General features: G+C 56.1%; 18 protein-coding genes. 9 read left to right on the plus strand and 9 right to left on the minus strand.

Annotated elements, in window-relative coordinates; translation table 11 throughout:
- Positions 1-95 precede the first annotated feature (95 nt).
- Together corA and PVT68_RS15345 are read right to left on the minus strand one after the other, a co-directional pair.
- Positions 96-1,049: a magnesium/cobalt transporter CorA gene (gene corA / locus PVT68_RS15340; protein ID WP_280319495.1), complete on the minus strand. Its 954-nt coding sequence runs from the start codon at positions 1,047-1,049 to the stop codon at positions 96-98.
- A 129-nt stretch (positions 1,050-1,178) separates the two neighbouring features.
- Complete coding sequence (locus PVT68_RS15345; protein WP_280319496.1) at positions 1,179-1,616, minus strand: host attachment protein; 438 nt, start codon at positions 1,614-1,616, stop codon at positions 1,179-1,181.
- A 202-nt stretch (positions 1,617-1,818) separates the two neighbouring features.
- Here PVT68_RS15345 and PVT68_RS15350 point away from each other — a divergent pair, with 202 nt between their 5' ends.
- The 6 genes from PVT68_RS15350 to PVT68_RS15375 all read left to right on the plus strand — a co-directional run bounded on the left by PVT68_RS15350 (position 1,819) and on the right by PVT68_RS15375 (position 9,210).
- Complete coding sequence (locus tag PVT68_RS15350; RefSeq protein ID WP_280319498.1) at positions 1,819-2,235, plus strand: CBS domain-containing protein; 417 nt, start codon at positions 1,819-1,821, stop codon at positions 2,233-2,235.
- A 421-nt stretch (positions 2,236-2,656) separates the two neighbouring features.
- A complete protein-coding gene (locus tag PVT68_RS15355; protein WP_280319499.1) occupies positions 2,657-3,502 on the plus strand; it encodes a type 2 periplasmic-binding domain-containing protein in 846 nt (281 codons plus the stop codon).
- Positions 3,492-4,565 carry a hypothetical protein gene (locus PVT68_RS15360; RefSeq protein ID WP_280319501.1) on the plus strand — a complete coding sequence of 358 codons (1,074 nt, stop codon included), beginning with the start codon at positions 3,492-3,494 and terminating at the stop codon, positions 4,563-4,565. Before PVT68_RS15355 ends, PVT68_RS15360 begins: the two co-directional genes overlap by 11 nt.
- Before the next feature lie 203 nt (positions 4,566-4,768).
- A complete protein-coding gene (locus PVT68_RS15365) occupies positions 4,769-7,297 on the plus strand; it encodes a TonB-dependent receptor (protein WP_280319502.1) in 2,529 nt (842 codons plus the stop codon).
- Between the two features lie 74 nt (positions 7,298-7,371).
- Complete coding sequence (locus PVT68_RS15370) at positions 7,372-8,277, plus strand: tyrosine-protein phosphatase (RefSeq protein WP_280319504.1); 906 nt, start codon at positions 7,372-7,374, stop codon at positions 8,275-8,277.
- Between the two features lie 216 nt (positions 8,278-8,493).
- A complete protein-coding gene (locus PVT68_RS15375) occupies positions 8,494-9,210 on the plus strand; it encodes a hypothetical protein (RefSeq protein ID WP_280319506.1) in 717 nt (238 codons plus the stop codon).
- A gap of 85 nt (positions 9,211-9,295) precedes the next feature.
- Here PVT68_RS15375 and PVT68_RS15380 read toward each other — a convergent pair whose 3' ends face one another.
- Positions 9,296-9,676: a hypothetical protein gene (locus PVT68_RS15380; protein ID WP_280319508.1), complete on the minus strand. Its 381-nt coding sequence runs from the start codon at positions 9,674-9,676 to the stop codon at positions 9,296-9,298.
- A 247-nt stretch (positions 9,677-9,923) separates the two neighbouring features.
- On the opposite strand from PVT68_RS15380, the gene PVT68_RS15385 reads away from it, so the two are divergent.
- Both PVT68_RS15385 and fghA read left to right on the plus strand, forming a co-directional pair.
- The gene (locus PVT68_RS15385) at positions 9,924-11,051 is read left to right on the plus strand and encodes an S-(hydroxymethyl)glutathione dehydrogenase/class III alcohol dehydrogenase (RefSeq protein ID WP_280319510.1); all 1,128 of its coding nucleotides are present in this window, start codon (positions 9,924-9,926) and stop codon (positions 11,049-11,051) included.
- Positions 11,052-11,060: 9 nt separating this feature from the next.
- Positions 11,061-11,903, plus strand: coding sequence for an S-formylglutathione hydrolase (gene fghA, locus PVT68_RS15390; protein ID WP_407666104.1), 843 nt, complete (start codon positions 11,061-11,063; stop codon positions 11,901-11,903).
- Positions 11,904-11,958: 55 nt separating this feature from the next.
- Here fghA and PVT68_RS15395 read toward each other — a convergent pair whose 3' ends face one another.
- The 4 genes from PVT68_RS15395 to PVT68_RS15410 all read right to left on the minus strand — a co-directional run bounded on the left by PVT68_RS15395 (position 11,959) and on the right by PVT68_RS15410 (position 14,652).
- Complete coding sequence (locus PVT68_RS15395; protein ID WP_280319511.1) at positions 11,959-12,822, minus strand: intradiol ring-cleavage dioxygenase; 864 nt, start codon at positions 12,820-12,822, stop codon at positions 11,959-11,961.
- A 45-nt stretch (positions 12,823-12,867) separates the two neighbouring features.
- Complete coding sequence (locus PVT68_RS15400) at positions 12,868-13,338, minus strand: lipoprotein (protein WP_280319513.1); 471 nt, start codon at positions 13,336-13,338, stop codon at positions 12,868-12,870.
- A 242-nt stretch (positions 13,339-13,580) separates the two neighbouring features.
- Positions 13,581-14,342, minus strand: a complete 762-nt coding sequence (locus PVT68_RS15405) for a DsbA family oxidoreductase (RefSeq protein WP_280319515.1) — start codon at positions 14,340-14,342, stop codon at positions 13,581-13,583.
- A gap of 43 nt (positions 14,343-14,385) precedes the next feature.
- Positions 14,386-14,652, minus strand: coding sequence for a hypothetical protein (locus PVT68_RS15410; RefSeq protein WP_280319517.1), 267 nt, complete (start codon positions 14,650-14,652; stop codon positions 14,386-14,388).
- Between the two features lie 237 nt (positions 14,653-14,889).
- On the opposite strand from PVT68_RS15410, the gene PVT68_RS15415 reads away from it, so the two are divergent.
- Positions 14,890-18,036, plus strand: a complete 3,147-nt coding sequence (locus PVT68_RS15415; protein ID WP_280319519.1) for a TonB-dependent receptor — start codon at positions 14,890-14,892, stop codon at positions 18,034-18,036.
- A gap of 224 nt (positions 18,037-18,260) precedes the next feature.
- Here the strand turns inward: PVT68_RS15415 and PVT68_RS15420 are convergent, their stop codons facing one another.
- Both PVT68_RS15420 and PVT68_RS15425 read right to left on the minus strand, forming a co-directional pair.
- Positions 18,261-19,118 (minus strand): SMP-30/gluconolactonase/LRE family protein, encoded by an 858-nt coding sequence (locus tag PVT68_RS15420; RefSeq protein ID WP_280319520.1) that lies wholly within the window; start codon positions 19,116-19,118, stop codon positions 18,261-18,263.
- A complete protein-coding gene (locus PVT68_RS15425) occupies positions 19,111-21,627 on the minus strand; it encodes a beta-N-acetylhexosaminidase (RefSeq protein WP_280319522.1) in 2,517 nt (838 codons plus the stop codon). Before PVT68_RS15425 ends, PVT68_RS15420 begins: the two co-directional genes overlap by 8 nt.
- Positions 21,628-21,633: the final 6 nt, after the last annotated feature.

Consider the following 21,633-nt stretch of genomic DNA (forward strand, 5'->3'; position numbering starts at 1 on the left):
CATAAAGGTTAGCAGTCGGCGGTGAACGTTGTGGGCGCGGGGGCCGCGTCAGCGGGACCTCGGCGCCAGTTATCGCGGGCAACTAATGCCAGTAGTTACAGCCAGCCCTTTTTTTTGAAGTACAAATACGGCGCCATTCCCGCCATCAACATCAATCCCAGCGCCCAGGGGTAGCCCAGCAGCCATTGCAGCTCCGGCATATGGTCGAAGTTCATGCCGTAGATACTGGCGACCATGGTGGGGGGCAGGAAGACCACGGCGGCGATGGAGAAGATCTTGATGATCTTGTTCTGTTCGATGCTGATAAAGCCCTGGGTGGAGTCCATCAGAAAGTTGATTTTCTCGAACAGGAAGGTGGTGTGGGACATCAGGGTGTCGATGTCGCGCAGTATGCCCCAGCAGGTTTCACGCAGTTCCGGGTCGTCTTTCAGGTGGCGCTGGAGGAAGGCGATAGAGCGCTGGGTGTCCATCAGGCAGAGGCGGATTTTGCCGTTGGAGTCTTCCAGTTTGGCCAGGTGATCGATGGCTTCTTCCAGGTCGGCTTCTTCGTCTTCCAGTACCAGGTGGCTGACTTCGCCCAGTTTCAGGTAGTTGTCTTCCAGGGCGTCGGCGAGGTTTTCGACCTTCTGATCGAACAGCAGGGTCAGCAGTTCCTGGGCGTTGTGGGCTTCTACCTGGTTGCGGCGGGCGCGCATGCGCAGCAGGCGGAAGTCGGCCAGTTCGCTTTCGCGCACGGTGATCAGGCGCTGGGGCTGGAGGATGAAGGCGACGGTGGCGGTGTCGTGGCGGCCTTCGCTCTGGGTCAGGTAGAGGGAGTGCACATGGATGCCGGCCGCGTCCACAAAATAGCGGGCGGAAGACTCGAGTTCTTCCACGTCTTCGGATTCCGGCAGCTCGGTACGCAGCAGCTGCTCCAGCAGGTCGCGCTCATTTTCTTCCGGGTCCTGCAGGTCAATCCAGGCGGATTCCGATAGGTCCTGGTTGCTGTAGTCGCTTCCGGCATAGGTTTCTTTGATCTTGCCGCGTTGAATTTCGAACAGTCTCAGCATTACCGCTTCCTTGGCTGATAGTTTTTGCTTTGCGGCATGGTGTCAGTCTACTGGTCACAAATCAATTGCCCCCCACCTATCGCGTAGGGGGCGGCAGAGCAGGAGCGGTATCGGGCTGTAGGAAAACAATCACAGCCAGGTCGGCAGCTGCGCCCGTATTGCCTCCACATCGCTGGTGGTCAGGTTTTTGCGGGATTCCCCGGCAATGGTGGCGAGGGTAGGGGGGCTCATGGAGTGCCGCAGGCTGCCGGCCATGGACGGCTCGGCGACGATATACAGCCGGTCGAAACGCCCCTGTTGTCGCCCCTGTTCCAGAGCGTGGGCAATGTCCCGTGCAAACTTCTGCTCGCCCTGTTTGCGCAGGTCGGTGGGCTCTGCCATGGCGTGACGCCCCAGACCATTGCTGTCGAAGGCGCGCCCGGGGGCATCACTGAGCAACTCCCTGCCCTTCATGCGTCCTTCCGGATACACCAGTGCGTCGATTTCATGAAGCGTTCCCGCGCGCTTTTCCGCTTCAAACAGGCGCGCGTGAGTATGGTTTGCTACCAGAACCCAGGCTTTTGACATGGCCGTATACCTCTTTTTTTACAGGTTGCCGCTTTGTGCTTCTACTCAACTCCCAGATAGCGCTCCCATTTTCACTCCCATTTTGTACTCCCATGTTGAATGGTATAGCGGTGCGGGTCGGGTTCGTAGTCGTAGCTCGCTGGGGTCTCACTATCATTCCGTACAGGGATCTGCCAAGAATCGACCGAACTGGAGGTGTGTGATGAAAGTTGAGCAAGCCATGCACCGGGGCGTGACCTGGTGCGCACCGGATACGCCGCTGACGGAAGTCGCGAAGTTACTGCGGGATCACGACGTGGGCGCGATACCCGTGGGTAAAAATGACCGTCTGATTGGTATGGTCACAGACCGCGATATTGTGTGCCGCGCGATTGCCGAAGGGCAGGATCTGAAGAACCTGTGTGCCCGTGATGTGATGACGGAAGATATCGAGTACTGCTATGCCGACGAGAATATGGAGCAGGCCATCGAACACATGGAGCTTATGCAAATACGCCGTATGCCGGTGATCGATGGCGCGCGGCGGATGATCGGTATGCTGAGCATGGGCGATATTTCCCATTCAATGAATGATGAAAGTTGCCACCGCTATGCGGCGGCGGTGTCTGCTCATCACTGAAGCGACCGGGACTGGCCGTTATATAAGGCGCCATGTCCATATAAAGAATGAACCGCAAAAAAAGTGCGTCCATGCACTTATAAAACGCGAGCCGGTGGGCGTATACACCGGCTTGCCCTGGAGTCTCTAGATGCGGTTTAACCCCCGGGTCAGCGCTGTCCCTGCGCTGCGTGCTTGAAGTGCTCCCAACAGACTGTCTGCAGACGGCCTGTGTTCAGATTTTGTGGAGAGCATCAGTTTTCAATGGAAGTTAATACAAATCATTATCATTTGCAAGTTTTGGTTTTTCTTCCCCGGGATATTTAACCGGACGAGGGCGCACTGGCGCAGTGGACCAGGGGCAAGGAAGTAGTAACCAGGTCATCTGTTTGTCACGGAAGTTACATAGACTGACCCGATGATTCCATGAACACCGGGCACGATGATTCCGCTGATTTTCTCAAGCCGAAAGGCATACTGGAGCACGCTGGGGTTACTTGTCGCCGCAGGTGTCGCCCTTTGCCTGTGGAACAGTGGTCAGCGTACCGTCCTGCCGCAGCTGGGCGATTACCATTTGTACCGATGTGAAACCGGAGCGGCGAAGGCACCGGTTTTCAGCCTGCATCTGATTTCTTTCGTACTGGCTCAGCAAATGGCCGAGCGTCTTTGTACTACACGAGAAATTCAGCAGTATTACGGTGCCGTGCAGGTATCGTGGAAGCCGCGCGGGTTTCTCAATGCGGAAGAGATCCTGAGTGAAAATTACGATCTGATCTGGAGTCGTGCCTCCAGCATGACGGGTCTGTTACCCGAGTACACCGAGTTCTATGAACCTTTGCTGCGCTACGATCACTATCGGGTTTACTGGTTTAGCCGCGGCGCTGTACCGGAACTCACGGCGGAGTACTTCCACGGCAAGCGCATCGGCCTGTTGAAAGACAAGCTCAGTCACACCCTTTATCTCTTGCCACTGGCATCGCTGAAAGCAGCTGGTATCGAGTTCGCTACCGAGAATCTCGTCTATTTTGACGACGCGGTAAAACTCTACCAGGCCTTTGCACGTGGCGAGCTGGATCTTGTGAGCGGCGGCGACTATGTAGAACAGGAACTGGATATCCCGCTGTCCCGCACCCTGATTTCCGATGACGTTATCGCGGCCACGCTCTTCGTACGTAAAAGCCGTCCGCGCACGGCAGATTGTGCTATCGCCAGAGTGTTCGACGAATTTACCGAGGACAATCAGCAATGGCGGCGAGCTTTCCAGGGCAGTGGCGACTGTGGCAATTGACAACACTTTTTTTTCGGCCACGCGCAAGCGTAATCATATCCTCGCCTGGTTTTTGTTGAGTCTGTGCTTCGTTGCGCTCGCCAGTTGGCAGGCGCAGCGCACCCTTGCCCGGGATCTTTCTCAACAGCTGGTTGCGGTATTACCGGCAAAACTGTCACTCGCGCTACAGGCGCGACTGCAAAATGACGAGCTGTTCCAGTGGGTTGCCGGGCGCCTGGAGCAGGATTTGCAAACGCTGGTGCCGGACGGCGGGTTGCCATTGATACACAGTTGCTCGGTGCGCGTGATACAGCTTTACGGCAATTCCGATAGATCTGTTACAGCCAATATCGCCGTTCCCTGGCAAATTGGCAGTGATCAGCACACGGCGCAACTGGCTCTGGACTGTCAGTTCAACGGGTTGTTGTTGCTGGCCAGTCAATCCTTGCTGGCTCTGCTGGTGGTCGTAGCCGCAGTATTATTGCCGCGCCCTTTGTCGCCAGCACTACGGGCGCGCATTGCGGTGTTGCAACAGCAGGGCGTGTCATCGGCGTTGGCGCGGCAGCTGTCGCGAAGTCTGTCTGATTTCCAGATGCAATGGCTTGATCGCGCCCTGGCGCTGCAACCTGGGGATGTCGAAAGTGCGGTACATATCGCGCGTATGGAAAATCGCATTGTGTTCGATTGCCCATCGTTGCAAATCCAGCTTCACGGTATCCCGATAAAGCTGTCAAAAACCCCGTTTTTCTATTACCTCTGGTACGCCCGGCAGCGCCAACAGGGTGACGGCTGGGTATTTAATCCGCCGGTCAATCGCCCGGATCGGGAAGGTGCCGAATCGCTGGTTGCATTAATGGAACAACATGGTGGCCATGCCAAGTCCATCAATGATCTGAAACAGAATGGCCTACGCGCAAAAACCCTTGACCAGAACCGTAATAAAATCCGCGACGAACTGATTTCTGCGCTGGGTGAAAACCTGGCTGCTCCCTATCTGTTTGAAGCCGAGAGAGATCTTAAAAGCGGTCGCTACCGTTATCGGCTGAGCTTGTCCTGCCCCCAGATAGAGATCGTAACTAACTAATTTTCAAAGAAAATTTAGTTTAGAGACATCTCTTTTTCAGTTTTCGACCTCTTTTTAACTCAATTGTCACACGCAATTTCGATCATGCGCAGCAAGCGGCACGGTACATCCACCGCGCCAGTTGCAGTTTCCTCCGGGCAATTTGCAAAACCGTTTTTCGGCTAATTCTGACAAGCAATCCCGAACCTATTCGGAGCAAAACAATGATCGATTTTTCTCGTTACCTTCGTCCTAATTTTCCTCGCAACTTTCCCCGTAATAAACTCGCTTTGCTGGTTTCACTTTCCATCTGTGGTACTGCGGCACCGGCTCTGGCACAGCAGGCCGTCGACGCGACGGCACTGGAAGAAGTCTCCGTAATGGCGACCCCGATCCGCGATAGCCAGAAGGCCGCGATCGACGCCAAGCGCGACGCCGATAATACCGTCGACGTGATTTCTGCAGACACCATCGGCCGCTTCCCCGACCAGAACCTGGCGGATTCCCTCGGCCGTGTACCCGGCCTCGCGATTGAACGCGACCAGGGCCAGGCCCGTTACATCAACTTCCGCGGTGCGCCTTTCCGCTACACCTCTCTGGCCATTGATGGCCTGAATATTCCGGGTGCCGAAAATGGCCGCGTGCCGCGTTTTGACAGCTTCCCGGCGGTGATTACCCGTCGTATCGATGCCAATAAGGCGATCATGCCGAATATGCCCGGTGAAGCGGTTTCCGGTTACATCAACATTGCCACCTTCGATCCGTTTGCCAAATCCGGCTGGGCTGTTTCTACCGATGTGGGCATGGGTAATCAGGAACTGGGCGATGGCGATATCGAAAAGCTGGCTCTGCGCACATCCTGGTCCAACGACACCGTTGGCTTCTCCCTGTTCGCTTCCGAGAACAGCCGCGCGCAGACTACCGACAACCGCGAGTACGATCTGGAACTGGTGGATGGCGAAGTAAAAGTCAACGAGCTGGATTTCCGCAGCTACAAGGTGACCCGTGAAGATCGGGCCTACGGCGGCCGCTTTGAGCTGCGCCCGCGAGACAGCGCCCTCGAGCGAATTTTCATCAGCAGCCTGTACAACGAATTCCAGGATTTCGAGGAGCGCAACCAGTACATCCTTGAGTTCCCCACGTCTGCAGCGGGCACCGTGGGTGCGCAGCAGTTCGCGCTGGCCAACCGTATGCTGGAAGACGGCCTGTACGAAAACTCCACCTTCACCAATACCCTCGGCGCGGATTTCGCACTGGGCGAATGGTTCGTGGAAGCGCGCCTGAACCGCACCGAGACCGAAAACAATATGTTCCTGCCGATTGTCATGAGCCGTGCAGGCCAGGTTTCTGCCAGCTACGACGTCAGCAATCTGGAAGATCCGCTGGTGGAAGTGACCCAGCTGGGCACTGGAGCGGCGGCGGATCTCAGTCAGGTTGATTACTACATGGACCTGGCCTACATCGTGTCCTCCGAACTCGTGATCGATGCCACCAAATTCAAGCTCGACGGTGAGCGTGAAGTCAGCGTCATGAACCTGCCGGCAACCGTGAAAGTCGGTGTCGAGATGGATGAGCGCGACGCTGATGGTTGTGTGATGGCGGCCGGCTATGGCGCCTTTCCGAGCAGCATCGACATTGGTAGCTTTGCCACCGACAAGGCCTGGGCCACGGACTTCACCAACTCAATTGGCGGCACCTACTACGACAACCAGGGCCTGCGCGCCGCCTGGGAACAAGCGGTTGGCAGCCTCGCCGTAGAACCCGCTGCGGACCAGCTGATCAGCCTGGAAGAGCAGGTGATGGCCGGTTATGCAATGGTCACCACTGAATTTGGCTGGGGTAACCTGGTGCTGGGTTCTCGTATTGAAAATACCGATTACAGCAGCGCAGGTCCTGACGGTGAATATGCGGACAGCTTCACCAATGTCCTGCCCAGCGCACATCTGAACGTGAATCTTAGCGACGACGTGAAGCTGCGGGTCTCCGCTTCTACCGGTGTAAGCCGCCCGACCTATAACGAGTGGCGCGCTTCTGCGGCGGTGAACCTCACCGACAAGATTGTGGTAGGTGGTAACCCGACCCTGAAAGCGGAAGAAGCCTTTGGCGGCGATATCGCACTGGAATGGTATCTGGGCGATGCCAGCCTGGTATCTGCAGGAGCCTTTACCCGCGCGATCGACAATGTCATTTACGCGGACAGCGCCACGATCGATGGCGGCGTCTACCTGGCCTCTGCGGCTGGGGAAGAGTGGACCTATACCGGTTACGTCAATGGCGACAACGGCAAATTGAGCGGTGTCGAACTGAATGTGATTGCACAGGCGGATGACCTGCTGCCGGCACTTTCCGGTTTTGGTGTCAGCGCCAACCTCACAGCACTGGACAGTGAGTTTGAAACCCAGAGCGGTAATAAATTCAGCCTGCCGGGCACTTCCGACCTGATCTTCAACACCTCGGTGTTCTATGAGATGGAAAACTTCTCCATCCGTCTGAACCACCAGTACCGCGACGACTGGCTCTCCACCACCGAGAACGACAGCATGGCGGAGTACTGGGCCGAGCAGAAGCGTATGGATCTGCAGGTCAGCTACACCCTGCCGACACAGATCTTCGGTGCTGATGTGTCCCTGTACGCGAACGCCAACAACCTGACCGACGAGCGCGATGTTCGTTACGCCGGTGACGAGCGCACTCCGAACCAGATTGAAAGCTACGGCCGTCGCTACCTCGCCGGCTTCCGCGTGAACTTTTAATAAACGAAATCGAGTCAAAAACCGGCGGCCAATCAAGTAGGGTCGCCGGCATTAAAAAATGTGATAGGTGATTTATGCAAAACAAATTCATGAATGGCATTCTGGCGGCAGCTGTTGCTGTAGCCCTGGGCGCGTGCAGCGCAACTGCGCCGGTAGCCGACAAGGCTCAGAGTGCGGCGGTACAAGCTGAAGTTGAACAACTGCGCGTTCTGCCGCTGGAAGGTGGACGCAACTTCCGCGATCTCGGCGGCTATGAAACCACTGATGGTAAAACCGTAAAATGGGGCAAGATGTATCGCTCGGGCATCCTGACCAATCTGACGGCAAACGATTACGACTACCTGCGTGATCGCAATATCGCCACCATTGTCGATTTCCGCTCCACCAAGGAACGTACCCAGGAACCGGATAACTGGCGCGGAAGCAACGCGATCACCCTTGAGTGGGATTACGATATGAACTGGGAGAAGGACTTTGCCCGGGTGTTCGCCAAACCCGATTTCTCAAAGCAGGATCTCGTAGCGCTGATGGACAAAGGGTATATCGACCTGGTCAAACAGCAGACCCCGGCCTACCGCGCCATGTTCCAGAAACTGATTGAAAATGATGAGCCGCTGCTGTTCCACTGCACGGCAGGCAAAGACCGCACCGGTATTGGCGCGGCGTTGATTCTGACCGCGCTGGGTGTTGATCGTGAGACCGTGAAACAGGATTACATGCTGTCCAACAAGACCCTGGCAGGGGTCAAGATGATGGAGCTGCCGGAAGACGCGAACGAAAAAGAAAAACGCATGTATGCCTTTATGGCGCAGTTGCCGGAAGACATTCGCGGCGTCATGTCCGGTGTCGAGCTTTCCTGGCTGGAAAGCGCCTTCGAGGAAATGGAGCGTGAGCACGGTTCTGTTGAGGGTTACATCGAGCATGCGCTGGATGTGGATGCCCAGGAACTGGCGCTGTTGAAGGCTCGTTACCTGCAATAGTGCCTGTTTTTGAGGCATTGGATGGCTTCTTGCTGTCTTTTGCCTCATTCAAGACAGCGTCCAGGTCACCCGGCAATGTCCATTGCCGGGTGTTTTTGTTATGGAAATCGCATTTTTGATGTGGCCCGCAGGTTGCAAGGGTTAGTGCTTCGGCATGTCTGGCCAGCGCCAGAAGTTTGCCCGTTCACCAACTCTGGAGCACTCGGGAGCAACGCCATGTCTCTACATCGACTTTTCCAATCCAATTTCCGGGTAAAAACCCCGCTGCTGATTTTCGCAGTATCTGTCTGTCTGCCATCTGCTGCCATAGCCAAGGTGTCATCGGTCTGGCCGGGCTATAACGGCAGCGATGCCGCTACCTGGCTGGCGGTCACTCCGGTAGAGATTCAGATTGAGGCCCCTACGCCACTGAGCGGTAATAATTTGCAGCTGCTCCTCGCGCTCTCCGCGGATGGTGGCCTGGGCGAATTGCGCAAAAAGGCTAACGAGGAATTCAGCGACTACCTGAATCAACAGGTGCAGAAACGATTCGGGGACTTTTTTACCGATGAGCGGGTACATCTGGTCGATGAAGGTGCACCACTGACCTTGTCTACCAATTTTCAGATCACCATTCGCCAGAAAATTGTCAATGTGGTCAATCGTAAAAACTACGACCTGGAAGAAGGCACCATGACCGCTTATGGGACATTCCACTATCGTCTGGAGGGTACTGCGGCAGGCGCGCAGGCTTTGCGTGAGGGCACAGTAGATATTTCCGATCTCGGCTTAGAGGCTGGCTACAGAAATCGAATACCGAAGGACGCTGGCATTGTCGAGGATACTACCCGCGAGGCTAGCGAGCGGCTTCTGGCAGAAATCGCCGAGGAAGTCCTCGATGAGATTGAAAACAAGCTGAATGCCGATTCTCTGCTGGCATTAGCCCGTATATAAATTCGCAGCTAGACCCGCAGATAAATCCTTGGATAAATTCAACGGGCCCTATGTCAATTACCTGGCTGACCGGGTCAGTACTTAATCAATTAAGAATCGGTTGGCCACGGTACATTTTCTGCTGGGACTTGGGTAAACCTCGTCCATTGTGCAGCCCCAGTTCCTCTCCATAAATCATTTCGTAAATATCTCTCCCGCCTTGTTCCTGATAAATTTTCTGGCCGCGATACAGCCTTTCCGGTGGCTCTTCGCCCGTCAGGAAGGGGCTGCCGCGAAGGACTTCCAGTTCGGAAATGAGATTGCGGGTTTGGTTGTCTTTACTGCGATGTTTCAGCCGGGCGAGCTGAGATTCAAAGTCGAAATCGGAAAAGCGGAGACTGATACCGAATTCCGCCTGGATGCGTTTGCGGAGTTTGCGCAGAGTGTTGAGAGCCTGGGAGGTCATCAGCCACTGGTGATCTGTCATCGTTGTTGAGCCCTTTGTTGTCTTTTATTTTCTCAGCAGCAAAGACCGGGCCAATTTTTTCAGCGTTGGCGCTTGTTGGTTTTTCTTGATGGATTCTCTGATCGGGAATCGGCGGACTTCAGCTTCCTCGACGAGTGTATAAAAGTTGAACAGTGTATGCGGAATTGTGACAGGCAGGCAGGTCCTGATCTGTTAAGCTTTCTGCCAACTGTGGCATTTGCCTTACGAGACTGGAGAGGAGATTTTTATGTCAGCGGAACCCATCAAGTGCAAAGCGGCGGTGGCCTGGAAAGCAGGCGCACCATTGTCTATCGAGGAAGTGGAAGTTGCACCGCCCAAGGCCGGTGAGGTGCGTATCAAACTGATGGCTACCGGTGTGTGCCACACCGATGCATTTACCCTGTCCGGCGACGACCCTGAAGGTGTGTTTCCGGCGATTCTCGGTCACGAGGGCGGCGGTATCGTTGAGTCCGTGGGGGAAGGTGTCACCAGCGTGGCGGTAGGGGATCACGTGATCCCGCTGTATACCCCGGAGTGTGGTGAGTGCAAATTCTGTACGTCCGGCAAGACCAACCTGTGTCAGAAGATCCGCGCGACCCAGGGCCAGGGCCTGATGCCCGATGGCACCACGCGTTTTTCCATCAACGGTGAACCCATCTACCACTATATGGGTACCTCCACCTTCTCCGAGTACACCGTACTGCCGGAAATTTCTGTGGCTAAAGTGAACAAAGACGCGCCACTGGAAGAGATCTGCCTGCTGGGTTGCGGTGTGACCACCGGCATGGGGGCGGTGGCGAACACTGCCAAGGTGGAAGAGGGTGCAACCGTTGCAGTGTTTGGCCTCGGTGGTATCGGTCTCGCTACTATTATTGGTGCGCGTCTGGCGAAGGCCGGCCGTATCATTGCCATCGATATCAACGAGAGCAAGTTCGAGCTGGCGAAAAAACTCGGCGCCACCGACTGCATCAACCCGAAAAATTATGACAAGCCGATTCAGGACGTGATCGTCGAGCTGACCGACGGCGGTGTGGATTACTCCTTCGAATGTATCGGCAATGTGAATGTGATGCGCTCTGCACTGGAGTGCTGCCACAAGGGTTGGGGTGAGTCTGTGATCATCGGTGTGGCCGGGGCCGGTCAGGAAATCTCTACCCGTCCATTCCAGCTGGTGACCGGCCGCGTGTGGCGCGGTACCGCATTTGGCGGGGTGAAAGGCCGTTCCCAGTTACCGGGTTACGTGGATCGTTACCTGGCAGGTGAATTCAAACTGGATGATTTCATCACCCACACCATGCCGCTGGAACAGATCAATGAGGCTTTCGACCTGATGCACGAAGGCAAAAGTATTCGCAGCGTGATCCACTACAAGTAAGGTGCGCCGATGACTTTGCAACTAGTCAGCAAAACACAGTGTTTCGACGGTACCCAGTGCCAGTACACCCATCGCTCGGATGTGCTCGATTGCGAGATGCGTTTTTCCGTTTTCCTGCCTTCACAGGCGGAAAAGGACCAGCGCTTCCCGGTTGTCTACTGGCTATCGGGTCTCACCTGCACCGATGAAAACTTTTCCCAGAAGGCCGGCGCCCAGCGTATGGCCGCGGAACTGGGTATTGTACTGGTTATTCCGGATACCAGCCCGCGGGGCGACGATGTGGCGGACGATGAGGGTTACGACCTGGGTAAGGGCGCGGGCTTTTATGTGAACGCTACGCAACTGCCATGGAAACCCCATTACCAGATGTACGATTACATCGTCGAAGAATTGCCGAAGTTGATCGAGGCGAATTTTCCGGTGGGTGATCGCCGTGCCATTTGTGGCCACTCCATGGGTGGCCACGGTGCACTGACCATCGCGCTGAAAAATCCAGGACGTTTTACCTCCGTTTCGGCCTTCAGCCCCATCTGTAATCCCATTGCCTGCCCCTGGGGCGAGAAGGCATTTGCGGCCTATCTTGGCGAAGACCGCGCGAGCTGGGAGGAGTACGATGCGACGGTACTGCTGAGTCGGGCCACCGAACAGTTGCCAATGCTGATTTCACAGGGTGAGGAAGATCAGTTTCTGGAACAGCAGCTGAAGCCCAATGCGCTGGAGGCGGCGGCCGAAGCCGCGGGTTATCCGGTGAAGATCGAGCATCACGCGGGTTACGATCACAGCTATTACTTTATTGCGTCTTTTATCGAGCAACATCTGCGTTTCCATGCGGATTATCTGCTGGCACACTAGCCAAATAAACAGGCCGGCAATTGCCGGCCTGTTTATTGTTTGCTCCATCTGATTTCTAAACGGCAATGCCAACCTGTAGCGTCGCCACATATCCGTTCTCCACATCCCCGGTCACTTCCGCCAGCTGGTAACTGACCCCATCGCGGAAAATTCCATCACTGGAAAATCCATTCACAGAGGTATTTTGTCCGTGTGCCGCGTACAGGGTTGAGTTGTATACCGCCTGGGTAACCTCTTCCGGAAAGGCGATCTGCGAGGTGGCCGTCGCGGTCGAGCTGCTGAACAGGAAAACCTGGAAATGGATATGGGTAATACGCCCGGTGTACCAGCCAGGATAGATGGTTTCAAACATCACCATACCTTCATCATCCACGTCCTGGATGCCGCGACAAAAGGTTTCCCCACGGGCATCGACTCCCGGTTGTGAGTAACCCGAGTAAACCCCGTCTTTGTCACAGTGCCAGACATACACTGTCGCATTGGTAATCGGTGCGCAGCCGTTGTTGACGTCCACCAGATTCAACGCGAGCTTCAGCGGCACCCCGGTCTTTCCCTCGGTAATGTCCGCACGCACCATGGCGGAATTGCTTAAAACGGCAGTGAGCGGGTAGGGGCCTTCGGTCTCTTCCGGAATCAGGGTGCAGGTGCCCGGGGTGCCGCCGGAGCTGCTACCGGAAGAGCTGCTGCTTCCGGAGGACGAACTTCCCGAAGACGAGCTGCTGGATGAACCACCAGAGGATGAACTTCCCGAATTGGAATTGCTACCGGAGGATCCGCCGTTGCTACATCCTGCGACCAGTGCGACGCCGGTCAGCCCCATGGCGGAAAGCATCTGTCGGCGATTCAGGGTTTTTGTCGATATCGCTTGAGTGTTTTTTTCACGTATTTCTGACGGTGGATTATCTGATTTATTCGTCACTTTTCACGCCTCGTATTTTTGGATTTTTACCTGTGCTGTACCGGATTACCCGGCGCGGCACTCGCCCTTGATTTCAACCGAGCCCTGCAGGTTGCTCTTCTCGATGACAAACCAGCCGTGGGGGCAATAGGCGGTATCGGCGAGGACTTCTTCGAGGCGTGCCTGCGCGGCTTTTTCCGGGTTTTCCCGCATCTTGTTACTCATGCCTCCGCCACCTGGACCACCACCCATGCCCCCTCCGGGGCCTCCGCCCATGCCGCCACCGGGACCACCACCCATGCCGCCACCGGAGCCTCCGCCCGGACCGCCACCACCTCGGCCGCCTCGACCGCCACCAGGGCCACCGCCCTCGCCGCCGGCGTTAACCATGGCGGTATAGGTGAACATGCGGTTGCCCTGTTCGGTGATTTTGGTAATGAAAGATTCCGAGAACACCGGCGGCGCCTTGGGGGTACTTGAGCATGCCGCCAGCGCGGCGATAGCCGTGATGGCGACCACGGTGGGAATACGTTTCATGGGATCTACTCCGTAATTGATGGAGTTATATGACCACAGGTGGACGTGAGGGTAGGTTTAGTGGGGGTAAAGTAGGGTTAACAAGTGTTAAGTCGCGGGCCTGGTCGGCAGGTGCTTTTTGCCGTGCTTGGCGTTTTCAACTGCGCAGCGTCGAGCGTCGGAGGCTTGTCTCCGGCTGCATAATCGTGCGGGAACCGAAGGTGCGGAACGACCGGTAATATGGGGATAAATTTGCCGCAGGGCTAGGTCGAAGGGGCCATGGAACCTATCTGCTCCAATTGTTTCAGGAACACTTCGGTATCTTCCGCGCCGCTGATGGCATATTCATGATTGAACATGAACAGGGGGACGCCCTGGATACCCTGTAACAGCAGTTGTTCTTCGCGGGCGATGGTCTGCCGTGTCATTGCGGTGTCGTCGAGTGCTGCCGCTGCGGCATCGCGGTCAAGGCCCACAGATTCTGCGGCATCCAGCAGTACGCTGTCGTGGTTGAGGCTTTTCCCCTCACTGAAATAGTCACGGAACAGTCGCAGTTGCAGCTCGGTCTGTTTTCCGCTGGTCTCCGCCCAGTGCAGGAGGGTGTGCGCGCGGCGGGTATTGTAGATCCGCATTTCATCGCTGAAGTTGAACGCGAAATCGAGTTCGCGCCCGAATTCGGTCAGGCGCTGGCGATTGCTCTCGCTCTGTTGTGAAGAAATACGGTATTTGCCGGTGATGTGTTCGCGCAGGTTCTCGCCTGCTTCGAGCATTTGCGGGTTCAACTCAAAAGGGTGCCACACGATATTGAGGTCGAATTGCTGGGGGCAGGCTTGCAGTGCCTGCTGCAGGCGCAGGTAGCCGATGACGCACCAAGGGCAGACGACGTCGGAGACAATATCGATTCGCAGATAGGGTTGTGGCATCAGACTCTCGCCAAGTTCATTCCTTGTATTGCGCATAATGGCGCCATCGGGTTGGCGTGTAAATGCTCCCCGGAAGATCGCTGCACTACTTTCGGATGGCATAGCGCCTATCCGTGTTGCGGCTGGAACTACCCCGGGGACACACTCAACCATTTTTATGTGTGTACTCACTTACCTCGCCGGGTAGATATTTCACACCATCAGTGTATGTGTTGAGACGGCTTATACCGGGCACTGCGCGTGCTTTTCTGCGGGATTGTGATCCTTTCGACATGGAATAGCTGATGGCAGCAGGAATTGGCGCATTTGTGAAAGTATCTAACATTTGTTTAGATATTTGTTGAAAGTTATTTTCCTGATTGTTATGTTTCCTTGCATGCGCTGGTATCGCCAGTCCATTTTCGATGTTCACCTTGTATCGCTCGCAGTCGGGGACTTCCGTTGGCATTGCTGGCTTTGGAGTTCCCGGAGCACTTTTTGTGTCTCTTTACTGGGCGGGAAGTGAGGTGCCGAATATGTACCGGCTGGCGCGTGGGTTTTTGAGATATGCAAATAAATAGAGAGGGCACAGGGCAGGGACTGTCTGGGGTAGTGCCGTCACACCAATGACTCTTACTTATAACAACAGACACACCACCGAGGGTTAGCCATGCCAAGGAAATTCAATCACAAACTGCTCAGCATCGCCGTTTGCGGTGCGGTATATGGTCTGCTGCCGGGGCAGCTCGTGGCGCAGGAAGCAGAACAGATCGACGATGCACTTGTAGAAGAGGTTGTGGTCTACGGCGATATGCGCGCCAATCTCCAGTCCGCCCAGGACCTGAAACGGGATGCGGACACGGTAAAAGACGTGATTACCGCATCGGATATCGGCGCACTGCCGGACAAGTCCGTCACCGAGGCCCTGCAGCGGGTATCGGGCGTTACCATCGAGCGCTTCGCCGCTTCCGACGACCCCAACCACTATGCTGATGAAGGTACCGGTGTACTGGTGCGCGGCCTCGACCGCGTGCGCAGTGAGATCAACGGTCGCGATGCGTTCAGTGCCAATCCCTGGGGCGGTCTGAATTACGAAGATATCTCCCCGGAACTGCTGGGTGCGGTGGAAGTGGTCAAGAACCAGACCGCGGACCTGACTGCCGGTGGTATTGCCGGTACCGTAAACCTGATCACCCGCAAACCGCTGGACTCGGACGAGCAGATCCTGGCGTTCACCGCCAAAGCCAATTACGGCGATTTTCGCGAAGAGGCTACCCCTTCATTTTCCGCACTGTTTTCCGATCACTGGGAAACCGACATCGGCAAGATCGGCTTTCTGGTGGCGGGCTCCGGCTCCGAGTACAAAACCCGCGGCGATGGTGTCGGCGTGGCCAACTACTATTCCCGCGGTGATGCGTTTATCGGCGAGGAAAGATGGGGCGCTATTGTCGGCCCGACCGCGGATTCACCGCTGGAAGGCCCGATGATTCCCGGCCAGGAGGCGGGCAGCGTGGTGTATGCACCAGGCCAGTTCTCCCTGCGCACCGCGGAAAATGACCGTAGCCGCGAAGGCTTTGCCACCTCCCTGCAATGGCAGAGCAACGACGAAAAAGTCACCGCCACCCTGGAACACATCAACTCCAGGGCGGAGCTGGAGTGGGAAGAGCGGGTGATCGGTACCCAGGGTCAGGGTTTCCACCCGACTACCTGGTTTGCCGCCCACTGGCTGGAGGACGAAGCGCAGGGATATCCCATCACTTTTGACGATGGTTATCTCACCAGCGGTATCATCCGCGCCGACGCCGAGCTGCCGATGCTGGCCTCTTCCCGTTACAATCAGAACATCAACTCGGTGGAAGATACCTCCCTCAATGTGACCTTCAGACCGACGGATCGCATGACGGTATCCGTGGACTACCAGCACGTGGCCTCCGAAGAAATAGTACACAACTACGGGATCAACGCGCGCGTTGCCCCGGGCTCCAATGCGTCGGATGTTTTCCTGGATCTGAGAGGCTCTCTGCCCACGGTAGAGTTCCTGAATCCCACCTGGAACAACCCGGGCTACTGGTCAAACTGGGCCGGTGAAAACCAGACCCACTACATCGCCACCGCCATGGACCACGAAGTCCACTCCAATGCCAGGGGCGACAGCTTCCGGCTCGACCTGGATTACGAACTGGATGGCCTGTTCAACAAGATCCACACCGGCATGTATTACTCCGATAAAGAGTTGATCATGCGCAACACCGAGTACGCCAACTGGGGCTTCGTCAATGAAGGCTGGGTGAAAGCCCAGGTCGACAAGGCCGGTCCGGACGTGGCACCGGAAGCCTGGGAAACCGTCGATTTCAGTGATTTTTACGATGGTCAGGTGCTGCAGGGTGATATCACCAGCAGTTTCTACTTCCCGCGCATGAGCCTGGTGAAAAATTTCAGTGAAGCCATGCGCAGCGGTTGCGGTACCTGGAACAATGCGCCGTTCGGTTCCGCCGGCCAGCCCAATGCGGAGTGTTACTCCGGTTCCCTGGATCTCGCCGACCGGGTAAATGGTCCTTTCGCCGCGCACGATATTTCCAACACCGGGGAAGAGCGCCTTGAGGCTTATGTCCGCGCGGATTTTGCTCTGGATGACAGCGCTGTTCCGGTGCGCGGTAACCTGGGTTTGCGCTACGTCAGCTACCAGCTGGACTCCGACGGCTACGTGGTTCTACCCCCGGCGATTTCCGGCAGCGACAGCCTGCTCAGCGTGTTTCAGGAAACCTATCCGGATCTCTACGCGTTTGCGGATGGCACCGGCTCCGTGCAGAGCGTCAAGGGCACGGATTACGATACCGTACTCCCCAGCCTGAACCTGGTGTTCAACCTGTCTGACGATGTGTTGCTGCGCTTCGGTGCCTCTCGCGGATTGTATTTCCCGACACTGGATCAGGCCCGCAGCACCAAAACCCTGGGCATCAGCTACACCGCGGTACGCGAGAATCCCGGCTCCAATGACACCGACGACACCACCAATCCGGTGGTCGGGATTACCGACGTCAGTCTGTTCGGTGCCTCGCTGAATCCGAATCTGGAGCCGGAGAAATCCGACAATTTCGATCTGACGACCGAGTGGTATTTCTCGTCCGCCGGCTCGATGTCTGTGGGGCTGTTTTATAAAAACATGCACGACATTATCCGCAATCGCAGTTTTGTTGAAACCGTGACCAACCCGGACAATGGTATTTCCCAGGAATTCAGTCTGACTGGCCCGGCGAATACCGGTTCTGGTTCCATTCAGGGTGTCGAGCTGTCGTATTCGCAGTTCTATGACTTCCTGCCTGGTGCCTGGAGTGGTCTGGGTATGCAGTTCAACTACACCTATATTGACCAGAATGGCCTGAACGATCCGGAGAGTGGTCTGGGTGCGCAGCGCTTTACCGCCGATGGACAACCCATCAGCGATCAGCGCGATACCTTCCGCAACTTTGCCGGGCTGCCGCTTGAAGGCTATTCCGATCAGAACTACAACATCGTGGGCATGTACGAGTACAACGATTTCTCCATGCGTCTTGCCTACACCTGGCGTTCGGATTACCTGGTCACCCGCCGCGACTCCAACGAGTTTGCGCCCATCTACACGGAAGCGGCCGGTATGATGGATGCGAGCCTGTTCTACTCCCTCAGCGACAACTGGCGAGTGGGCATGGAGATCGGCAACCTGCTGGATCTTGAAACCAAGACCCTGGCACAGGTCAGTGAAGACGGCACCACCAAGGAGTCCCTGAGCTTCAAGACCGACCGGCGTTATGCTCTGACGATCAGCGGCAATTTCTGATCGCGGTTACTATCCACTAAAGGTGTTAACCAAGAAAAAGGTGTGCCGCGAAAGCGGCACACCTTTTTTGTTGTGGGGCTATGCTGGGGAGGGGATCCGAAGTTTGTTTATGAAATGCCGACCTTCATCAACGGATCATTCCATTTTGGACTGGTCTGCTTCCCTGTTAATTGAGAACTGCTCAATAGCCCTGCGTTTCTCCATGGCCACATAACCGCTCTTGTTTAGTGCGAGATAGAAAACCTCTCGATGGCGCCACGCTTCTGCATGGTTACATAACCGATTTTGCCATCTGCGCTGAGCGCGATATTGGTGGGATACTGCCCCTTCAACTGGATTGTCGAAAGCACTTCTCCCGAAGGAGATACTTTCAGTACAACACCAGCGCCGTATCGGGTGACGTAGAGATTGCCATCGGAATCCGTCTGCATGCCGTCCAGTCCGAAGTCATCGAATGCCAGCAGCCGTTTTTTATTGACAAGGTCACCATTGTCGAGCACGTCGTACACCCATACCTGCCGTTGCACACTTTCATTCAGGTAGAGCTTTTTTCCATCCGGGCTCAGCTCTATGCCGTTGGTGGTGCCCATATTACTTTCCAGCAGCGTAAAACTACCGCTAGGGGAAATACGCCACAACTGCCCGGTGTTGTTGGCCCAGTCGGGGTCGCTGGCGTAAATGGTACCATCGGCGTTGATCGTAATATCGTTCGGTTGGTTCATCGCAGGGTTATGCAAAATACGCCGGATATCTTTGTTGGCAGGATCAATCTGCAGCACATTGTGACCGGTATAGTCGGCGACGTACATCAGGCCATTGTGGAAGCGGATACTGTTGCCGGTGCTGCCCTCCGGCAATTGCAGCCAGAGCTCGCCCTTGTCTTTTTCGGTAACCCGGCCAATGGTGCCCTCGCGGGAAAAATTCACCGCATACAGGCTGCCATCCGCGCCAACCACCGGGCCCTCCACGCCATTGGTAAAACTGCCTTCCGGCATCCAGTCGGTTGTCTGTGCATGGGTCGCTACCGCGGTACTGCCGGCAACGACCAGAGCCAGAAGTGAAATGCCGAAAAAGTTAGCCATGTTGGTTTTCCATCTTGTTTTTTGCGCCCGGTTTGTCTGTACGCGGTGCGGAATATTGCAGTCGATCCATAAAACGCTCCAGAACGTAAACCGCTGGCAGCACGACTTCGCCGTGCATGCCTTTCATTGCGTTCAGTTGTTCGCGGATGGAGGAATCTTCATCGGGCGAGAACGGCACGCCGTCCTGCCAGCGCGCGGTAATCAGAAAGCCCAGTTCCATCTGTTGTTGGGTCAGTTCGGCGAGTTTACGCACTTCGGCAGGTAGCCCGTCGCGTTGTTGTAACACAGTTTCTGCGGCAACACCCGCGCGCCAGAGATGCTGCAGACCTGCTTGCATGGGCTCCAGATCAATCACCGCTTGCGGGTCTTCTGGCAGGTTTTCCGCGAACCTGCGCAACGGCTGCAAAGCGGCACTTTCCACCGGCAGACTGTCGACAAAGCGATTCAGCGGGTCGCGTCTTGAATAGGTTTCGTTGGCGGACTTCTCGTGATGGCGATGGTAGTAGTGGGCGGGTTCCAGTACTGCGGACAACGCCAGCGCGTGGCTTTGCAGGTTTTCTGGGAAGAGTTTCTTTAGGGTGGCCAGTTGTTGGGTGTGGTGCTGCAGGCCGACGGCGGTTGCTGCCCAGTGGTCGATCGCGTTCATCCGCTGATAAAGAGCATCTTCATCCTGCAGGGAATTGCCGGACCACAGGCGCTCTGCCACGGCAAAAGTGCGGGGCCACAGGCGCAGGTCGATATTGTTCTCATGGACCATTTCTGCCCAGAGTGCAGCTTCGCCGCCGAGTATTTTACTTTTCTCTGTATCGGTCAGTGGTAACTGGGAATTGGCGAAATCCGGAACTGCGCTTTCTTTCTGGCTGCCAGCCAGCCGTTCGCCGGTGGGGTGGTAGGGCGCGTTGCCCACGACAAACTCTCCGCCCAGGGTTTTATCCTGCAACAGCAGGCGCGCGCGCAGTGGCCCCATCCAGGTGTCCAGGGTAAATACCGTATAGGGACCGATACGCTCGATGTTGTGCAACGCCTGTGGTGTCTTGCCGGTAAAGCTCATCACACCGCGCAGGTGGCCTTCTGTGGATTCGACCATAAAGGTACCGGAAACCGGGCTGCCGCGTTTGCGCGGCGCGCTGAATTGCCAGCGCTGCCACTGCTCGTCGGTTTCAATCGCCGGGAAATCCAGGGGTTCGGGAATAATGCGGTTGCGGTAGTGGTAGCTTGTGTACTGGGGCTGATCCAGGTAAAAGCCGGTGGAAAGAATGCCGAAGTGCCCGGCGCGAGCGATCTCGCCGAGGGCATCCGGGCCGCGCCAGGATTGCACCGCGGCACTGGGCACGAGACCAGGGTGCAGGGTTTCATCCCAGCCGATCATTTTCCGGTCGAGCTTGGCGAGAATTTCTGCCAATCGAGTGTTGAAATAATTGTGCAGTGCGTGACTGTCGGTTAGTTGCCTCGCCTGCATGAAATCCTGGATTTCGGGATTGGATTGCCAGTGCTCGGAATTCACCTCGTCCCCCCCGATATGCACATATTCGAAAGGAAAAAGCTCCGCGACTTCGCCAAGAATTTTTTCAGCAAAGGTGTACACCTCCGGGTTCGCGGGATTCAGCAGTGGCTTGTGTACCCCCCAGCGGTCTTCCGGCGAGTAGGGGCCGGGGGCGGACATCAGTCTCGGGTAGGCGACGGCAATGGCGCTGGCGTGACCGGGCATATCGATTTCAGGCACCACGACAATGCCGCGTTCAAAGGCGTAGGCGACGATTTCGCGTATCTGTTCCCGGGAATAAAAATTTCCGTTGGCGGCAGTTTGATGCAGCTTCGGATAGCTGCGACTTTCGAAGCGCCAGCCCTGGTCGTCGGTAAGGTGCCAGTGGAAAACGTTCAGCTTGGCGGCGGCCATACCGTCCAGCTGACGTTTGATGGTATCCACCGGCAGAAAGTGTCGCACCGAGTCCAGCATCAGGCCGCGCCAGCGAAACTGTGGCTGGTCGTTGATGGTCATTGGCTGCAGCGCAATATCGTCATTTTTTTCGATGCCGAGCAACTGCGACAGGCTGTGCAGGCCATGGAGTATTCCCTCTTCGTAGGCTGCGCTCAGGGTGATTTTATGCGGATTGATTTCAAGCTGGTAGGCTTCGTGCTCATGACCAAGTGCGCTGAGCGCATTGGTTTTCGGGGGTGCTCCGTCAGACGTGAGTGCGAGCTCAATGACAGAAATGCGTTTGGCCATCTCCGGGTCATGGCAACGGGCAGCTGCTGGCAGGGAGATACCGGTCTGGCGCTCGGTACGCTGGCGAAAACGGTTTTCCGCGGCTTGTAACCTGGCGCCGGGGGATTGGTGGAAGCAGAGTGTGCTATCCCGGCTCAGCAGGAATTCACCAGTAGCTTGATGCCGGATGAGTTCCTGCGGGTAAGGCATGAGTGCCGAAAATGATGTGGCATCGCCGGCGAGAGCCGTTAGTGGCAGTAGCGCGCAAAATCCGAGACGAAGGACATTCTTTGGTATTGCCATATTCAT

The organism is Microbulbifer bruguierae, from assembly GCF_029869925.1.
Classification (GTDB): domain Bacteria; phylum Pseudomonadota; class Gammaproteobacteria; order Pseudomonadales; family Cellvibrionaceae; genus Microbulbifer; species Microbulbifer bruguierae.